Here is a 16,803-nt window from a genome sequence, read left to right on the forward strand (position 1 = left end):
GGGATTTTTTACTGCCTGATGCCTACTTGGCGTAGAGCTTCTCGACCTCGTCGGAGTAGTCCGCAATGACAGCGTTGCGGCGCAGTTTCAAGGTGGCCGTGAGATGTCCCGATTCCAGGGTGAAGTCCTTGGCCAGCACGGAGAATTTGCGGATCTGCTCGGCGCGGGAAACCGTGGCGTTGGCGGCGTCGATGGATTCCTGCAGAAGCTGCTGCACCCGGGGATCGTCGGCGGGGACTCCATCCGGTGCCCCGTTTTCCCGGCTCCAGGCGGCAAGGGCTTCGTCGTCGAGGGTGATCAGCGCCGAAACGAACGGGCGTCCTTCACCCACCACGATGGCCTGGGACACCAGGCGGTTTTCCCGGATCTTTTCCTCCAGTGGGCCGGGGGCAACATTCTTGCCGCCCGCGGTGACCAGCAGGTCCTTCTTACGGCCGGTGATGCGCAGGAAACCGTCGTCATCGAGGACGCCCACATCGCCGGTCTTGAACCAGTCCCCTTCAAAGGCTTCGGCTGTGGCTTCCGGATTGCGGTGGTAGCCCTTGAACACGACGGCGCCGCGCACCAGCACCTCGCCGTCGTCGGCAATCCGGACCGTGGTGCCCGGCATCGGCAGACCGACGGAACCAACGCGTGTGCGCGACACCTGGTTCACGGTTGCCGGCGCGGTGGTCTCCGTCAGGCCGTAACCCTCCAGGACGGTGACGCCGCAGCCGCGGAAAAAGTGGGCCAGCATCGGGCTCAGCGCGCTGGCGCCCGAGATGGCGAAGGCAGCGTTGCCCCCAAGGACAGCGCGAACCTTTGGGTAGAAGAGCCGCTCGAACAGCTTGTGCTTTACGGTCAGTGCCGCCGAGGGGCCGCGTCCGCCGCGGGCAGCGGAATCCTGCGCCTCCGAGTACGCGACGGCGACGGCCGCAGCGGCGGTAAAGGCCTTGCCCTTGCCGGCCTGCTCGGCGGATGCCTGGGCGCCGCTGTAGATCTTCTCGAAGATCCGCGGTACGGCCAGGAGGAAGGTGGGGGAGAAGGACTTCAGGTCCGACATCAGGTCCGAGGCGCTGCGGGAGTGGCCCACCTTCACACCGGCGTGCAGGCAGCCCACCTGGACTGCACGGGCCAGCACATGCGCCAGCGGCAGGAACATCAGGGTGGTGGGGTTCGGAACCTTCAGCATTTCCGGCAGGACTTCGAGGACGTTGACGCCGAAGAGGGCGAAGTTGCCGTGCGTGATCTCGCAGCCCTTGGGCCGGCCCGTGGTACCCGAGGTGTAGACCATGGATGCGGTGTCGGCGAGGGTGGCGGTGCTGCGGGCTGCCTCCAGCGTGTCGTCGCTGACACTGCTTCCGGCGGCGGTGAGGGCAGTGAACGTGTCGGCGCCGTCGCCGTTGTTCATCAGCCAGATGGAAAATTCCCCTTCAAGGGCGGAAGCGGCGGCCAGCACGACGGCGGCCTTGCGCTCGTCCTCCACGAACACGTGCCGGGCACCGGAATCCTTGAGGATCCATTCGACCTGGGACGGGGAGGAGGTTTCATAAATCGGGATGGTGACGGCACCGGCGAACCAGTTGGCCATATCCGCCACGGTCCACTCATAGGAGGTCCTCGACATCACGGCGACGCTGTCGCCGGGGCGGACGCCGGAGCCGATCAGGCCCTTGGCCAGCCGGGTGACCTCCGCGAGGAACTGAGCGGCGGTGACGTCTTCCCAGCTGCTGCCGTTCTTGACTGCGTACAGGACGCGGCCGGGATCTTTTTGATGCATCTGGAGCAGGAGATCCGTAACATTCGAATCTTCGGGAAGGCTAACCAGGAGGTCAGTGGCGGACTCGCGCACTTATGACCCTCTCTTTCTGTGCCTAAGCACATGGGTAATGAGACTAAATCCAGCTGGGCATCCACATACGCAGCCGCCAGCCAGAATACGGGATGGTTTCCGCCGTCCAGACCGGCAGGAAATATGCCGAGAGTGCCAGGACCCCTGCGGCAAAGCAGCAAATCACCAGCAGCCCTATCCGCCGACGCCGCGCACTGTCGGTGCGGCGGCCCCGTATCAGGCCAAGCACATACACCAGGGCGAGCACTAGGAACGGTTCAAAGGACACCGCGTAGAAGAAGAAAGTGGTCCGTTCAGGATAGGCGAACCACGGCAGGTAGCCAGCCGCCACTCCGGCCAGCAATGCACCGGCCCGCCAATCCCGCCGGCCCGCCCAATAGAACAGCACCACCAGCAGGGCCAGGGCTGCACCCCACCAGACCAGGGGATTGCCCACGGAAGTGACGGCCGTGGAGCAGGTGTCCACGGCGCACCCGGACTCGCCCCCCGCAGCGGACTCGTAGTAGAACGAGGTGGGCCGGCCCATAAACAGCCAGGTCCAGGCGGACGATGAGTAGCTGTGCTCGGAACTGAGCCCGTTGTGGAAGGCGTAGGCGCTGCGGTGGTATTCAGCCAGGGACCGCAGCGGGGCGGGCAGCCAGCTCCACCCGCTTTCCGGGTTCTGCTCGGCCCATTGCCGGTTGTATCCGTCCTCCGACCGCAGCCACCCGGTCCAGCTGGCCAGGTAGGTAATCAGAGCGGTGGGAATGAGGGTCAGGAAGGCCGGCACCCCGTCCCGGAGCAGGGCTGACTCCCACTGCAGGACGCCGGCAACCCGCCTGGCGCTGACGTCCCAGAGCACGGTCATCACTCCAAAGACGGCCACGAACGCAAGAGCGGACCATTTGGTGCCAACCGCCAGGCCGAGGCAGACGCCCGCGGCAATCCGCCAGGGGCGCCAGAGCAGCCACGGCCCATACAGCAGCCATGGCGCGTCCAGCCGCGGTCCGCCCGGGGGCCGGGCGGAGTCCGGCCCGGCCCGGCCCGCCCGTCCGGCGAGTGCGCGGGCCAGCCGCAGCCGGCCGTCGCGGCGGTCCAGAAGCAGGGCGCCGAACGCTGCCACGATCCAGAAGGTCAGGAAGACGTCGAGCAGGGAGGTGCGGGAGTGGACCAGATGATGTCCGTCCACGGCGAGGAACAACCCGGCCAACGCGCCCAGGAGGGCCGAGGAGAACAACCGGCTGGCGATGAGAGCCAGAAGCAGGACCGTGAGGGTGCCCGTCAGGGCTGCACCGAAGCGCCAGCCGAAAGAGTTGTCCGAGCCAAAGAGTGCCATGCCAAGGGCGATCATCCATTTGCCCACCGGCGGATGCACGACGTATTCGGGCTCATCCAGCAGGATCTCCGGCCGTCCCGCGGCAAAGGATTCATTGGCGTCTTCGGGCCAGGCTCGTTCATAGCCGGACTGCAGCAGCGAGTAGGCGTCCTTGACGTAATAGGTCTCGTCAAAAACCAGCTCGCCCGGTTCACCCAGGCGGGTGAACCGCAGCACACCGCCCAGCACGGCCATCACCAGCGGCAGGATCCAGCCTGCCGGTCCCAGCGGCACCAGGGCACTTCCCAGCAGCCGGTTCCGCAGGGCTTCGTAGGTGAAGGCATGCTGCGGGGACTCAACCCGGGCCTGCGCCCCGCGGCGGGTCGTCGAGGTACCGGAGAGACTCACGCGCCCCACTCTATAGCCTGTCGCGTAGGGTTAGAGGGTGGACTCGAGCAAGGAAACCGGCAGTATGACAAGCAGCATGACAGGCAGCACCGCAGGCAGCACATCAGGCACCGCAAAGGACGGCGGCGCAGGTCCCGGACAGATTGTCCTGGCGGCAACACCCATCGGCAACATGGGGGATGCCACCAACCGGCTGATCGGCCTGCTGGAAAGTGCCGATATCATCGCCGCTGAGGACACCCGGCGGCTGCACCGGCTGGTGACTGCCCTGGGCATTACCACCCGTGGCAGGATCATCAGCTACCACGAACACAACGAGGCAACACGTACCGCAGATCTGCTGGAAATGGTCCGCGGAGGCTCCACCCTCCTCATGGTGACCGACGCCGGGATGCCCGCAGTATCGGATCCCGGTTTCCGCCTGGTGGAGGCTGCGGCGGCCGAAGGCCTCACTGTCACTGCCGCGCCCGGGCCGTCCGCAGTACTGACCGCCCTCGCGCTTTCCGGCCTGCCCACCGACCGGTTCTGCTTCGAAGGTTTCCTGCCGCGGAAACCGGGCGAACGCAGCGGCCGGCTGGCGAAGCTGGCGGGTGAACAACGGACCATGGTGTTCTTCGAAGCCCCGCACCGCCTCGAACCGATGCTGCGCGCCCTGGATGCGGCGTTCGGGGGTGACCGGCGTGCCGCCGTCGCCCGCGAGCTGACCAAGCTGCACGAACAGGTGCTGCGCGGACCCCTGCGGGAGCTGCTGGAATGGGCCGAGGCAGGGGATGTCCGCGGCGAAATTGCGGTGGTGGTGGAAGGCGCCCCGGACGCTGCACCTGAACAGGCAGCGGACCATGTGGGTGCCGTGAATTCCCTGGTGGAGCAGGGCATCCGGTTGAAGGATGCCGTCGCAGCAGTGGCCGAGGACGCACGGATCAGCAAACGCGAACTCTATTCCGCGGTGCTGGAAGCGCGCAGCTGACCCGGCGGCGGCCGTGACGGCCGCATTTACAGACATCACCCCGGAAGCCTACGGTGAAGGAAACAGCGGGCAGGCTGCCCGTGATGGATCCGATGAACTTTGGAGGCATTCCCCATGGGTATTCCCGCAGACCGTGAAGCCGAACTGCTGGCACAGGTCCCCACCGGCCTGTTGATTGACGGGCAGTGGCGGGACGCGTCGGGCGGCCGTACGTTCGACGTCGAAGATCCCGCCACCGGCAAGGTGCTGCTCAGCATTGCCGATGCGTCCACCGAAGACGGTGCGCTCGCCATGGACGCCGCCGCTGCCGCGCAGGACGACTGGGCCCGGACCGCCCCCCGGGAGCGGGGCGAAATCCTGCGCCGTGCCTTCGAGCTGGTCACGGAACGCACTGAGGACTTCGCCCTCCTGATGACGCTGGAAATGGGCAAGCCGCTGGCCGAATCCCGCGGAGAGGTGGCCTACGGCGCCGAGTTCCTGCGCTGGTTCTCCGAGGAAGCCGTCCGGATCTCCGGCCGCTACAGCACCTCCCCGGATGGGAAGTCCCGCCTGCTGGTGAACAAGAAGCCCGTAGGGCCCTGCCTGCTGATCACCCCGTGGAATTTCCCGCTGGCCATGGCCACCCGCAAGATCGCCCCCGCCGTGGCGGCCGGCTGCACCATGGTGCTCAAACCTGCCAAGCTCACCCCCCTGACCTCCCAGCTTTTCGCCGCGGTAATGCTCGAAGCAGGGCTGCCGGCCGGTGTACTGAACGTGGTCCCCACCACCTCGGCTGGCGACGTCACCGGACCCATACTCAAGGATTCCCGCCTGCGGAAGGTCTCCTTCACCGGGTCCACCCCGGTGGGCCAGGGCCTGATCCGCGATGCGGCCGAAAACGTCCTGCGTACGTCGATGGAACTGGGCGGCAACGCACCGTTCCTCGTGTTCGAAGACGCAGACCTGGACAAGGCCGTGGACGGTGCCGTGACCGCGAAGCTGCGGAACATGGGCGAGGCCTGCACCGCAGCCAACCGTTTCATCGTCCAGGACACGGTGGCGGAAGAGTTCGCGGAAAAGTTCGCGGCGCGGGTGGGTGCCATGACTACCGGCCGTGGAACTGAGGAAGACACCAAAATCGGGCCGCTGATTGACGGTAAGTCACGGGAGAAGGTGCACGCCCTGGTCAGCGAAGCGGTCGACGGCGGCGCCGTGGCCCTGGTGGGCGGGTCACCGGTGGACGGTCCGGGGTACTTCTACCGGCCCACGGTCCTGAAGAACGTGGCCCCGGAGGCCCGGATCCTGAAGGAGGAAATCTTCGGGCCGGTGGCCCCGATCGTCACCTTCTCCACCGAAGACGAAGCAGTGGCACTGGCCAACAACACCGAATACGGTCTGGTTTCCTACGTCTTCACCCGCGACCTGAACCGCGGGCTGCGGATCGGCGAAAAGCTGGAGTCCGGCATGCTCGGACTCAACGCCGGAGTGGTCTCCAACGCGGCAGCCCCTTTCGGCGGCGTGAAGCAATCCGGCCTGGGCCGTGAAGGCGGCGCCGAAGGCATCGAGGAATACCTGTACACCCAGTACATCGGCATCGCCGACCCCTACGCCGGATAGCTCCTGCGCCCACCGGGCCGCGCGGTCACTCGCGCCGGAAGCGCAGGGCGAGCGACGGCGGGAGGAACCGGGCGTGGAGCCGGGCCGGCAGGCCCGCACCCCGGTCCAGTTCCTCCCGCACGGTCTGCAGGTCCGCCCAGGTGGGAGCGGGTGCCCGTCCGTCGCGGCCGGCACCTGCATAGGCTTCTTCCTCGAACGAGCGGCGGATCCGGGTCAGCGCTTCCTCGGCCCGCGGGGAGAGGCCGGCTTCTCCGGCCAGCCGGAGGGCATATGTCCGGGGTGTGTCGGACCTCCTGCCGGGATATCCGTAGTCGGTTCCCAGATCCGCGAGTTCATCCCAGACCGGCCCCGTGCGGGGACCGTCCGGCCCGGCGGCTGCGTGCCGCTGCCGGACCGTGCGGCGGCGCCGCCGCATCGCCCAGGGAGTCAGGACGGCACCGGCGGCAGCCAGCACTCCCAGCAGCGCGCCCAACCAGGCGGTCCCGCCGGCGGTGCCCGGTTCCAGCACGGTTTCGGGTGCCAGCGGCCCCTCCTGCGGGGCGGCCGGTGCGGACGGAAGCGCGTCAAGGGCCCGGGGATCGTCGTCGTCGTGGATAGTGGCATCGGAAGGCGTGCGCTGCTGCAGGGCATACGCCGGGACCGATCCCCGGGACGGTGTGGGCTCAAAACGGACCCAGCCGGCACCCTCGAAGTACAGCTCGGGCCAGGCGTGCGCGTCAGTTGAATCAACCTCGAATTCGCGCAGCGCTTCCCCGTTGGGTCCGGTCCCGACCGGAGTTTGCCCGGTGCTGCGCCCCGGGGCATATCCCAGTGCCATCCTGCTCGGAATGCCTTCGTTCCTCGCCATAACGGTCATGGCGGCAGCGAAATGGATGCAGTAGCCGGCCTTGTGCTCCAGGAATTCGGACAGGACCCCCATGCCGTTCCCGTCGTAACCGCCGTCCACTGGAGCCTCCAGCGAATAGGAGAACTCCGGACCGCGCAGGTACCCCTGGATCGCCATGGCCTTGGCGTAAGGGGTGGAAGCATCCCCGACCGCGTCGTCGGAGGCTTCCCGGATGTTCGCGGGAAGATCCTCTGGCAGGTCCGTGAACACGGAATCGACGCTTCCACGGTCGGCCTCCGGAAGTGCCGCCAACTGCTCGGGGGTCAACTCCGCGGAAACACTCAGGACCTGGTAGTCCTGCATGGCCGCACCGTCTGATTCGTCGTCGAGCACGGTCATCGTCTTGGGGTCCCAGGACCAGTTCCCTTCGGCGCCGGTGAACCCCAGCGGGAAGTAGGGGGCCAGCAGCCAGGGACTTGAATACGTCTCGGAGCTGATCCTTGTCACCACCGGAGCGCCCCGGGACCCGGGAGCCTGCCCGGTACCCTGCGCAATCTGGGGCACGCCCTCCCGGCGCTCGTCCGCACGAACGTCAGGAGCCCACCGGTCACCGGAAAAATCCTCCAACGTGGTGGAGCGCAGGTACACCGGCTCGTCTGAGGAGGTGGCATAAGTGATCCGCCCCGCGGATTGGGGCTGGCGAAGGTCGTTACCCAGCGTGACAACCGGGTTCAAGCCGGTGCTGCCGGACCAGAAGTTGAATCTGGTGCCTTCCGGGAACGCGCCGCCGGTGAATCCCGGCAGGACCGCCGGCAGCACCAGGGCCAATGCGAGGGCCGACGCCGAAACTGCGGTTCCCCTGGCCAGCCAGGTCCGCGGAACACGGGTTCCGGCGCGGTGCTGCTCCCGCCGGGCCCCGGCAGCAAGCAGCAGCAGGTATCCGGCGGCTGCGAGGAGGAAGTACCAGGTTCCCAGGCTCTCGGGTTTCAACACCGCGGGGATCATCAGGACCGCGAAAAGGCCCAGGCCGGCTGTGGCCGGCATCCGCAGCGTTGCCGCCAGGGTATCCGTCAGGACCGCCACCAGGCCGATTCCCGCGCAGCACAGGAACAGGATGCCCGGCAGCGGCTGCACGGGGGTGACCTCTGTGATCACCACGGTGCGCGCCTCCGCCAGCAGCGCATCGGCCCGGGCGAGGGTACCCGGCCCGGGCAGGAACCCCAGGAACGACTCCTGGGCAGCGAACAGCCAGGTGAGCGTACAGGCCAGGACAGCCATGCCGGCCACCGGAACGAACGGCTGGGGTACCCTCAGCCGCCGGGCGCCTGCAGTGGCCGCCAGCGGAAGCAGCACCGTCAGCAGCAGCGGCACCAGCCAGGACCATCCGGCGATCACCCCATGCACGCTGAGCGAACACAGCATCACAGCCGCGGCGGCAGCCGCCCCGACCCCCAGATTGGCAGCACCGCGGCCATCCTGGGGCGGGGAGGCCTGATCAGGAAGCCGGCCCTCCTGCGGAGCTGCCCCAGGCCGCGTCAGCACAGCGCTCATACGAGTTCCCCGGCTGCGTGCAGGCCAGGCCGGTCCTGGTCAAGGAGGGACCACGCTGCCGGCACCGAAGTTGCCGGCGTTACCGCCGCGGCAATCCAGCCTGCCTCCCGCAGGATTTTTAAGACAGGACGCAGCCCTGCCGGCCGTTCGGTGACCAGCAGTACCAGCGGTTGGCGGGCGTAGCGGGATGCCGGTGCCAGAGTGGCGGCTTCCGCTGTGCTGATCCGCCCCGCGATAACCAGCAGGGGTCCGGGTGCGTGGCCCGAACCGTCCAGGGCCAAAAACGGCGCAGGGTCGGTGCCCGGGGGTTGGGCTGCCGGCGAAGGCGGTGGCTCCAGTCCCAGGGCGGCCAGCCCCTCGGCAAGGTTCTGCACCCCGTCCGTACCGCGGAATCCGGCGGCTCCGCCGTCCAGCGCGGACGGAGAACGGGCCAGCCCGGGACGGGAAAGCTCATCGGTAAAGCGCACGCTGTAACCGGATTCGGTGAAGAAGACGGCACAGGAGATGACGGCGGAAACCGCCCACTCGAACGTTTCCGAAGTCACCAGTTCCCCGGTATCGGACGGCGGTACGGATCCGTCAGCATAGGAGAGGAACCGCTGGTCAAGCAGGATGGATGCGGTGGGAGCGGTGACCGGTTCCTCCTGCCGGACCATCAGCTCGCCGTGCCGGGCCGTTGCAGCCCAGTGCACCCGGCGCATGGGGTCCCCGTGCCGGTACTCCCGGGTCGAGACGTCATCTTCGCTTGCCGTTCCGCGGCGCCTGCTCGGCGTGGTGCCGTCAGTCCCCGGAGCCCCGAACAACGACGACGCCGGGAGTTCAAGCGGTGCCGGGGCCACCGCCAGCTGGTCCGTTCCGCCCAAGGTATGCACGGTCCTGGCCAGGCCCAGGGGATCGGTAAAGTCCGCGGTTACCGGGCCGATGTCGTAGAGTCCGCGGCGGCTGGACCTCAGCCGGTATTCATAGGTGCTGAGTCCATCCCCTACAGCGTAGCCAGACGGAAACCGGAACACCGGGCTGGGTCCGAAGCGGAACGGCAGTCCCTCCCGCATGACTGCAGCCGACGCCGAGGCGCCGCGGCTCCGCACGCGCAGTGCGACGGTAGCCGCCGTGCCTGTCTCCACCAACGGCGGAGTGAAGGTCCGTTCGACGTCGAAGCCGGGCTTGACCAGCCGCAGCAGGGCGGCGGCCAGGAGCGGAAGCCCGATAAGCAGGATGGACAGCGCCAACAGGTCCCTGCGCCCCAGCGCCGCAGCTCCGAGGAACGCTGCGGCCCCGGCGGCCAGCAGGCCCCAGCCCCGCGGGGTGAAAAACCTCGTGACGGAGGCGGGTTCCATGGTGGCCTTTCGCTCGAAGGTGCGGCAGGAACTGTCGGGTGCAGCTAGCGGTGCAGACGCTCCGGCGCAGCGGCCGTGCGGGGCACCGGGACGGACGCAATGATGGAAGCTATAACGCCGGCTGCGCTTTCACCGGCTCCGGCAGCCCTGCGCTGCAGCAGGAGCCGGTGGCCGAGGACAGGATCGGCGAGCCCCGCGACGTCGTCGGGCAGGACAAAATCGCGGCCCTCCAGTGCCGCATAAGCCTTGGCCGCACGCAGGAGCTGCAGGAGTGCGCGGGGACTGGCACCGAGCCGCAGATCGGGATGTTCGCGGGTGGCCCGGCCCAGCGCAACGGTGTAGTCCTTGACGGCGTCCGACACGTAGACGTTCCGGACCCGGGCGATCATGGCCGAGGCTTCACCTACCCCGACCACAGGGGTGATGCTCTCCAACGGTGAGCCGGCCTGATGGTTTTCCAGCATCTCGGCTTCGGACCGGGCATCCGGGTAACCCAGGGACAGCCGGGCCATGAACCGGTCCCGCTGGGCTTCGGGCAGAGGATAGGTCCCCTCCATCTCGATCGGGTTCTGCGTTGCCACGACCATGAAGGGTGCGGACAACCGGTGCGTGCCGCCGTCGACGGTGACCTGGTGCTCTTCCATGCACTCCAGCAGGGCGGACTGCGTCTTGGCCGAGGCCCGGTTGATTTCGTCCGCGATCACCACGTTCGCGAAGACCGGGCCCTGTCGGAACTCGAACAGGTGGCTGTCCTGGTTGTAAATGGAGACCCCGGTGACGTCGGACGGAAGCAGATCCGGAGTGAACTGGATGCGGCTGACGGTGCAGTCAATGGTGCGGGCCAGGGTCTTCGCAAGCATCGTTTTGCCGACACCGGGAACGTCTTCAAGCAACACGTGCCCCTCGGCCAGCAGGACCGTGAGTACCAGCCGCGCGGCCTCCTCCTTGCCGTCGATCACCGTGTTGACGGCGGCAAGGATTCCCTCGGCGGCCGTCTGGAAGGATCCCGCGTCGACCGTGGGAGAAGCGGAGGAGGACGCGGAAGAGGAATGGAGGACTGTGGCCGCACGGGGAGAGGGGAAGCCGTTCAGGGACGCTGCTGAGGCAGAGGGGATCGGAGCGTCCATGGACACCTTCCATATTCGGCGGTTGCAGCTGCAGCATCACCAGCCGCACCGGTACGGCGGCGGAGTCGGAGCAGCGAAAACTCCAACGTCAGCTTCAACGGCAGTTTGTCTGTTCAGGCTACTAGCTCACCTAGGCTTAAGAACATGAATAATCGAAGTGGATTTGTCCCGGGCAGCACACCGCCGGCCTACCTGCCGCCAGTTGAAGGTGCCGGACCCCTCCGGCACAAGGGCAAAGGCTATCCTCCGGCCCCCGAGCCGCTGCCCGTGCCCGTGATGGATAACCACACGCACTTCGATTTCCCAGCCGACGGCGCCACCGGCGACTTCGCGGTTGCGCTCGCCGATGCGCTTGATGCGGCCGAGGCCGTAGGCGTCCAGGGCGCCATCCAGGTGGGCACCGACCTTGAGTCCTCCCGCTTCACCGCTGCCGCCGTTGATGCAGATCCACGCCTCCTCGGTGCGGTGGCCATCCATCCCAACGACGCGCCCGTGCTGGCGGCCCAGGGGACGCTGGAGCAGGCGCTCGCCGAAATTGAGGCACTCGCGGCCCACCCGCGGATCCGGGCCATCGGCGAGACCGGACTCGACTACTTCCGGACGGGGGAGGACGGCCGGGAACAGCAGCATTATTCGTTTCGCCGGCATATCGACATTGCCAAGCGCCTTGGACTGGCCCTGCAGATCCACGACCGTGACGCCCACGACGACGTCGTGCGCCTGCTGAAGGAGGAGGGCGCCCCGGAGACGGTGGTGTTCCACTGTTTCTCCGGGGACGGCGAACTGGCACGTATCTGCAACGAGAACGGCTGGTACCTGTCCTTCTCAGGCACCGTCACCTTCAAGAATTCGCACAACCTCCACGAGGCGCTCACGGCCGCGGACCGCAGCCTGCTCCTCGTGGAAACCGACGCACCGTTCCTTACTCCGCACCCGCACCGCGGACGGCCAAACGCCAGCTACATGGTGCCTTACACGGTGCGCTCCATGGCCAGCCGCCTGGATGCCGATCTGTCCGAGCTGGGCGCCGGACTGGCGGCCAATACCGTCCGGGCCTACGGTTCCTGGGCCTAGGGATCGGGCGGCACCGGCCCGCCGCGCCCGTGCTGCCCTGCGGACCGCCTCCGGCACCGGCCGAAAGCCCCGGTTGCCCTCAGATCACGGTTCGGTTACGGTAGGGAGCAATTAGCCGGGGTCGGGGAAGGCATCCGGACTATTACCTTTATAAGCAGTACCTCTCTGTCCGCAGCAGTCACCGGCTGCAGACACGGGGTCCGCTATGCCTGTGCCTGACCGTGTCCGTTTTCCGCCCTCCGGCGGGAAGCCCGGAATATGACGGCGCTCTAAGTCCCCGTGCCCGGATTCTCTGAGCGTTTGGAATTTCGTGGCCAGTTCACTCGCAAGGCGTGGGGTAAAGCTTCTCGGACAGGCAACCGTCATGGTGTGCCTCCTGCTCGGGCTCGTTGCCTATGTGGGTGCCACCAAATCGGTGGTGTTGACGGTCGACGGCGAAAGCCAGGAGGTGCAGACCTTCGACGGCACCGTTGCCGATGTACTGGCCAAGGCAGACGTTTCCGTGCGGACCGCGGACCGGGTAACGCCGGAACCCACAGCCGCGTTGGAGGACGGGGCCACCATCGAAGTCCAGCGTGCACGCGCCGTCGACGTCATGGTGGACGGCAACGGAACCACTGTCCACACCACGGGCGAGACAGTCGCCGACCTGGTCTCGGAGCTCCGGGTCTCGGCCCGCTCCGCTGTGTCCGCCCCGCTGGATACCTCGCTGGCCGGGTTGGACGGAAGCATTTCAATCTCCACTCCCAAGACAGTGTTCGTCACGGTGGACGGGCAGACCCACGAGCGAAACACCACGGCGGCGACCGTGAGGGACCTGCTGAAGGAATCCGGCGTCAGCCTCGCGGCGGCCGACCGGGTGTCGGCGCCGAGGAGCGCGGCACTGGTGAATGGCATGGGTCTGAAGGTCACGCGTATTGCCGCCGGTGTTGAGCAGACCGTGACCGAGCCGGTCCCCTTCACCAGCTCCGAGGTCCCCAACGCGGACCTGCTGGAGGGGGAGAAGAAGGTCACCACTGCCGGCGTGAACGGTGAGCGTTCCCGCGTCTTCTCCGTGACCCTCGTGGACGGCAAGGAAGTTTCCCGCTCCCTCCTGAAGGACAGCGTTACCAAGGAACCGGTGGCCGAGGCGGTTGCCAAGGGCACCAAGAAGCGCCCTGAGGCTAAGCCGGCCACCCCTGCTGCCGGCGGCGGCGGCGGAGAAGCACCGACGTCCGGAACGTGGGCTTCCCTTGCCCAGTGTGAATCCGGTGGAAACTGGCACATCAACAGTGGCAACGGCTATTACGGCGGCCTGCAGTTCAGCCAGTCCAGCTGGCTCGGCGCCGGCGGTGGAGCGTACGCGCCGGTTGCCAGCGATGCCACCCCGGAGCAGCAGATCGCTGTGGCTGAGCGGCTGCGCGCCAACGGTGGATGGGGTCACTGGCCTTCCTGCTCCTCGAAGCTGGGGTTGCGCTAGCTCAGCCGGCTGCCAGCTCGTGGGCCAGCGCCGCCGCATGTGCGGCGCGGTCCCGGGCCCCGGCGGAGCGGAAGGACTGTTCGCTGTCCACCAGGCAGGCCGATCCGGCGTCGGGCCGGCCGGTATGCGCCAGGGCCAGGCCAAGGTGGAGTGCCAGCTCGCCCGAGTCCTGCGGAGAAAGCTCGTCCCGGTGGGCATACACATCCAAAAGCATGCCCACCGCCCTCAGATGCTCGCCATTCAGGTCCAGCCAGAGTCCACGGCTATGCGCTGGCTCCAGCCGTTCTGGTCCATACAGGCCGACCACCGACATGGCCGCCTCGGCGTGCTCTATGCAGGCAAGCGTCTCATCGTCGTGGATCCCCGCGGCAAGCCGCATGGCCGCCGTGGCACTGTTGAAACGGGCCCACAGTTCGACGTCGGTACCTGGCTGCAGCAGGGCGGCTGCAGCCCGGTGGTGCAGAAGTCCGGTGTAGACGTCCCCGCGGCGGAAAGCCACATTGCCTGCGGCCCACAGTGCTTTGCCCTTGGTCTGGCGGTCCACCCCGGTCTCCAGCAGCGGAAGTACGAAGGTGCGGCAATAGCTCCAGGCTTCGTCCAGCCGGCCCGCTTCGGCCAACGCGGACACCAGTGCCCCGCAGGCTTCCAGGAAAACGGCTCCGCCGGTTGCCGGCACTCCCTCTACGGCAGTGCGCGCATGGGCAATGGCCCGGCCCAGCTCTCCGGTGCCCTGGTAGGCCGTGGCGAGCAGCGTCTCGGCCTGGGCGCGGAGAACGGGATCCGCCGTGAGCGGATGGCAGGAAAGCAGCGACGCTTTTCCGATGCATTCCCGGTACGCATGCAGGGTGCAGAGGCAACGGGCGGCCAAAAAGGTCATGCCCCACCAGGTAGGGGGATCTCCGGCAGCCAGCGCTGCTTCCGCTGCTGTTCCTGCCAGCCCACAAGCCGCAGCGTAGTCGCGCTCATCCTCGGCCTGGCGGGCCGAAAGTTCCAGGAACAGGGGCGTCGCCGCTACTGCCCGGTGCCCGTCCACTGTGCCGTGGGACGCGAGGCGTTGGGAGAGGATCCGGACGGCACCGGAAACGGGCTCCCTCCGTCCGGTCTCCAGCAGGGAAATCTCCCGCGGCCGGAAGGTTCCATTTCCAAGTTGAGCCTGCGTTATGCCCCGCTTCAACCGCTCTGAACGAAGCTTGTCACCGAATGATTTACCCATGGCAGATTCCGCCGATCCCGGATGCGGCACACTGTCACCGGTGCCGGCAATGCATTCGATGCTACCGGCCGGGTCCGGCTGCGGGCAGAGGAGCAGCGCCTAATCGCAGGCAAAACAGGGAACTACATTTTGCGTCCCCGGGAAAGCCTGGGGAAACCCCGGCGGGCGCCGGGAATCAGGTTCCGCGGACTGTGCCGGCGGCCTGCAGCTACCGGACGACCGGAGCCGGCTGCGGTGCCCGCTCGGCTAGTATTACTGGGTGAGTGAATCCGAACCCGCCCCCCGAACATCTGTCCCCGCACTCCTTGGTGCCACGGACATCCGGTCGCTGGCGGAGGAGCTCGGGGTCCGCCCCACCAAGACCCTCGGCCAGAACTTCGTGATCGATGGAAACACCATCCGCCGGATTGTGGCTGCGGCTGATATCGCTCCCGATGAAACCGTGCTGGAAGTTGGGCCCGGGCTCGGGTCGCTGACCCTCGGACTCCTCGACGCAGCCGAGTCAGTGGTGGCCGTGGAGATCGATCCCGTCCTTGCCGGGAAGCTGCCGTCCACCGTGGCTGAACGGCGTCCGGAAGCGGCCGGCCGGCTGCACGTTGTGCTCGGCGACGGTATGCGGATTAAGGAACTGCCCAAGGAGCCCACCGCACTGGTGGCGAACCTGCCGTACAACGTAGCGGTCCCGGTGGTGCTGCACCTGCTGGAGCACTTCCCGTCCCTGCGGCACGGCCTGGTTATGGTCCAGGACGAAGTGGCGGACCGGATGGCCGCCAAACCAGGGTCCAAGACCTACGGCGTGCCGTCCGTGAAAGCAGCCTGGTATGCGCAGATGCGCAAGGCCGGAGTCATCGGCATGAACGTGTTCTGGCCCGCCCCGAAGATTGCCTCCGGGTTGGTGGGGTTCGTCCGGCACGAGCCGCCGCAGACGCGTGCCACCAGGGAAGAGGTATTTGCCGTCATCGATGCCGCCTTTGCCCAGCGCCGCAAGACCCTGCGTGCCGCCCTCGCGGGCTGGGCGGGCAGCCCCGCCGAAGCGGAAAAGGCGCTGCGCGCTGCTGGGGTGGATCCCAGTGCCCGCGGTGAGGTCCTGGACATCGCCGCGTTCGCCCGCATTGCCGAGGCCCGGAAGCCGCTCGTTGCCTGAGGACAAGGGAACCGAAGCAATGCCGCAAACGCGCTCCGTTAGTGTCCGGACCCCCGGCAAGATCAACGTCTCCCTCCGGGTGGGTCCGCCCCGTGCGGACGGCTACCACAGCGTGGCCAGCGTGTACCTGGCCGTGTCCCTCTTCGAGGAGGTCACCGCTACGGCGCTGGCAGGGGACGAGATCCGGCTGACACTCAGCGATCCCGACCACCGCCTCCCGGACGGCGGCATCCCGCTGGACGGGGACAACCTGGCTGCCCGGGCTGCCCGGGCCGTCGCCTCCCGCGCCGGCCGGAAGCATGCGGGCGTCCATCTGCACATCACTAAGCGGGTGCCGGTGGCGGGCGGAATGGGCGGCGGCTCAGCCGATGCCGCAGCCGCACTGGTGGCCTGCAACGAACTGTGGAACACGGGCCTGGACCCGGTCGAACTGGCGGAGCTGGCGGCCGGACTCGGAGCCGACGTGCCGTTCGCCCTGCTCGGGGGAGCCGCCGCCGGGCTGGGCGTGGGGGACCGGCTGACCCCGGTACCGGCACCGCAGCCGCTGCACTGGGTTCTGGTTCCGGCGCCGTACGGGCTCTCCACCCCGGAGGTCTATTCCGCCGTCGACCGCCTCCGCGCCGGGACAGATGTCCCCGAGCCGGACGAAGTGGACCCGGTGATCCTCGCCGCCCTGGCCGACGGGAACACCGCCGCGCTGGCAGGCGTTCTAGTCAATGACCTGCAGCCGGCAGCACTGGAGCTCGCCCCCCAACTCGCATCCGTGCTGGAAGCGGGAACCCGGCTCGGCGCCCTGGCGGGCATGGTCTCCGGATCCGGCCCCACCCTGGCCTTCCTGGCAACCGATGAAACCGCAGCGTCCGTCCTGGCCGCGGCCCTGCGCGCGGAGGGCCACGCTGCACTGGCCGTTTACGGACCCGCCGAGGGTGCCGTTGCGGCTGCCGACACCACCGCACCTCAGACGTACAGAAAGTAG

The 16,803-nt window shown here is 67.6% G+C and carries 12 protein-coding genes; 6 read left to right on the top strand and 6 right to left on the bottom strand.

The window, feature by feature from the left end; translation table 11 throughout:
- Positions 1-22 precede the first annotated feature (22 nt).
- Together QNO10_RS04020 and QNO10_RS04025 are read right to left on the bottom strand one after the other, a co-directional pair.
- A complete protein-coding gene (locus tag QNO10_RS04020; protein WP_229949681.1) occupies positions 23-1,831 on the bottom strand; it encodes an AMP-dependent synthetase/ligase in 1,809 nt (602 codons plus the stop codon).
- Between the two features lie 43 nt (positions 1,832-1,874).
- A complete protein-coding gene (locus QNO10_RS04025) occupies positions 1,875-3,542 on the bottom strand; it encodes a dolichyl-phosphate-mannose--protein mannosyltransferase (protein WP_442860269.1) in 1,668 nt (555 codons plus the stop codon).
- Between the two features lie 67 nt (positions 3,543-3,609).
- Here QNO10_RS04025 and rsmI point away from each other — a divergent pair, with 67 nt between their 5' ends.
- Positions 3,610-4,500, top strand: coding sequence for a 16S rRNA (cytidine(1402)-2'-O)-methyltransferase (gene rsmI / locus QNO10_RS04030; RefSeq protein ID WP_229949803.1), 891 nt, complete (start codon positions 3,610-3,612; stop codon positions 4,498-4,500).
- 114 nt (positions 4,501-4,614) lie between these two features.
- The gene (locus QNO10_RS04035; RefSeq protein ID WP_229949683.1) at positions 4,615-6,096 is read left to right on the top strand and encodes an NAD-dependent succinate-semialdehyde dehydrogenase; all 1,482 of its coding nucleotides are present in this window, start codon (positions 4,615-4,617) and stop codon (positions 6,094-6,096) included.
- Between the two features lie 25 nt (positions 6,097-6,121).
- Here QNO10_RS04035 and QNO10_RS04040 read toward each other — a convergent pair whose 3' ends face one another.
- The 3 genes from QNO10_RS04040 to QNO10_RS04050 are packed head-to-tail and all read right to left on the bottom strand — an operon-like array spanning position 6,122 to position 10,937.
- Positions 6,122-8,473, bottom strand: coding sequence for a transglutaminase TgpA family protein (locus QNO10_RS04040; RefSeq protein ID WP_229949685.1), 2,352 nt, complete (start codon positions 8,471-8,473; stop codon positions 6,122-6,124).
- The gene (locus QNO10_RS04045; RefSeq protein WP_229949687.1) at positions 8,470-9,810 is read right to left on the bottom strand and encodes a DUF58 domain-containing protein; all 1,341 of its coding nucleotides are present in this window, start codon (positions 9,808-9,810) and stop codon (positions 8,470-8,472) included. The genes QNO10_RS04040 and QNO10_RS04045 overlap by 4 nt, the downstream gene beginning before the upstream one ends.
- 44 nt (positions 9,811-9,854) lie before the next feature.
- On the bottom strand, positions 9,855-10,937 hold the full coding sequence (locus QNO10_RS04050) for an AAA family ATPase (RefSeq protein WP_229949688.1): 1,083 nt from the start codon (positions 10,935-10,937) through the stop codon (positions 9,855-9,857).
- A 144-nt stretch (positions 10,938-11,081) separates the two neighbouring features.
- Here QNO10_RS04050 and QNO10_RS04055 point away from each other — a divergent pair, with 144 nt between their 5' ends.
- Both QNO10_RS04055 and QNO10_RS04060 read left to right on the top strand, forming a co-directional pair.
- Complete coding sequence (locus QNO10_RS04055) at positions 11,082-12,011, top strand: TatD family hydrolase (RefSeq protein ID WP_229949689.1); 930 nt, start codon at positions 11,082-11,084, stop codon at positions 12,009-12,011.
- A 310-nt stretch (positions 12,012-12,321) separates the two neighbouring features.
- Positions 12,322-13,470: a resuscitation-promoting factor gene (locus QNO10_RS04060; RefSeq protein ID WP_283995892.1), complete on the top strand. Its 1,149-nt coding sequence runs from the start codon at positions 12,322-12,324 to the stop codon at positions 13,468-13,470.
- A 1-nt stretch (position 13,471) separates the two neighbouring features.
- On the opposite strand, the gene QNO10_RS04065 is transcribed toward QNO10_RS04060, so the two are convergent.
- The gene (locus QNO10_RS04065) at positions 13,472-14,683 is read right to left on the bottom strand and encodes a helix-turn-helix transcriptional regulator (protein ID WP_229949690.1); all 1,212 of its coding nucleotides are present in this window, start codon (positions 14,681-14,683) and stop codon (positions 13,472-13,474) included.
- 259 nt (positions 14,684-14,942) lie between these two features.
- Between QNO10_RS04065 and rsmA the strand changes: the two genes are divergently transcribed.
- Both rsmA and QNO10_RS04075 read left to right on the top strand, forming a co-directional pair.
- Positions 14,943-15,827 carry a 16S rRNA (adenine(1518)-N(6)/adenine(1519)-N(6))-dimethyltransferase RsmA gene (gene rsmA / locus QNO10_RS04070; protein WP_229949693.1) on the top strand — a complete coding sequence of 295 codons (885 nt, stop codon included), beginning with the start codon at positions 14,943-14,945 and terminating at the stop codon, positions 15,825-15,827.
- A gap of 19 nt (positions 15,828-15,846) precedes the next feature.
- Positions 15,847-16,803, top strand: a complete 957-nt coding sequence (locus QNO10_RS04075) for a 4-(cytidine 5'-diphospho)-2-C-methyl-D-erythritol kinase (RefSeq protein WP_229949695.1) — start codon at positions 15,847-15,849, stop codon at positions 16,801-16,803.

This window comes from Arthrobacter sp. zg-Y919 (assembly GCF_030142045.1).
GTDB lineage: Bacteria > Actinomycetota > Actinomycetes > Actinomycetales > Micrococcaceae > Arthrobacter_B.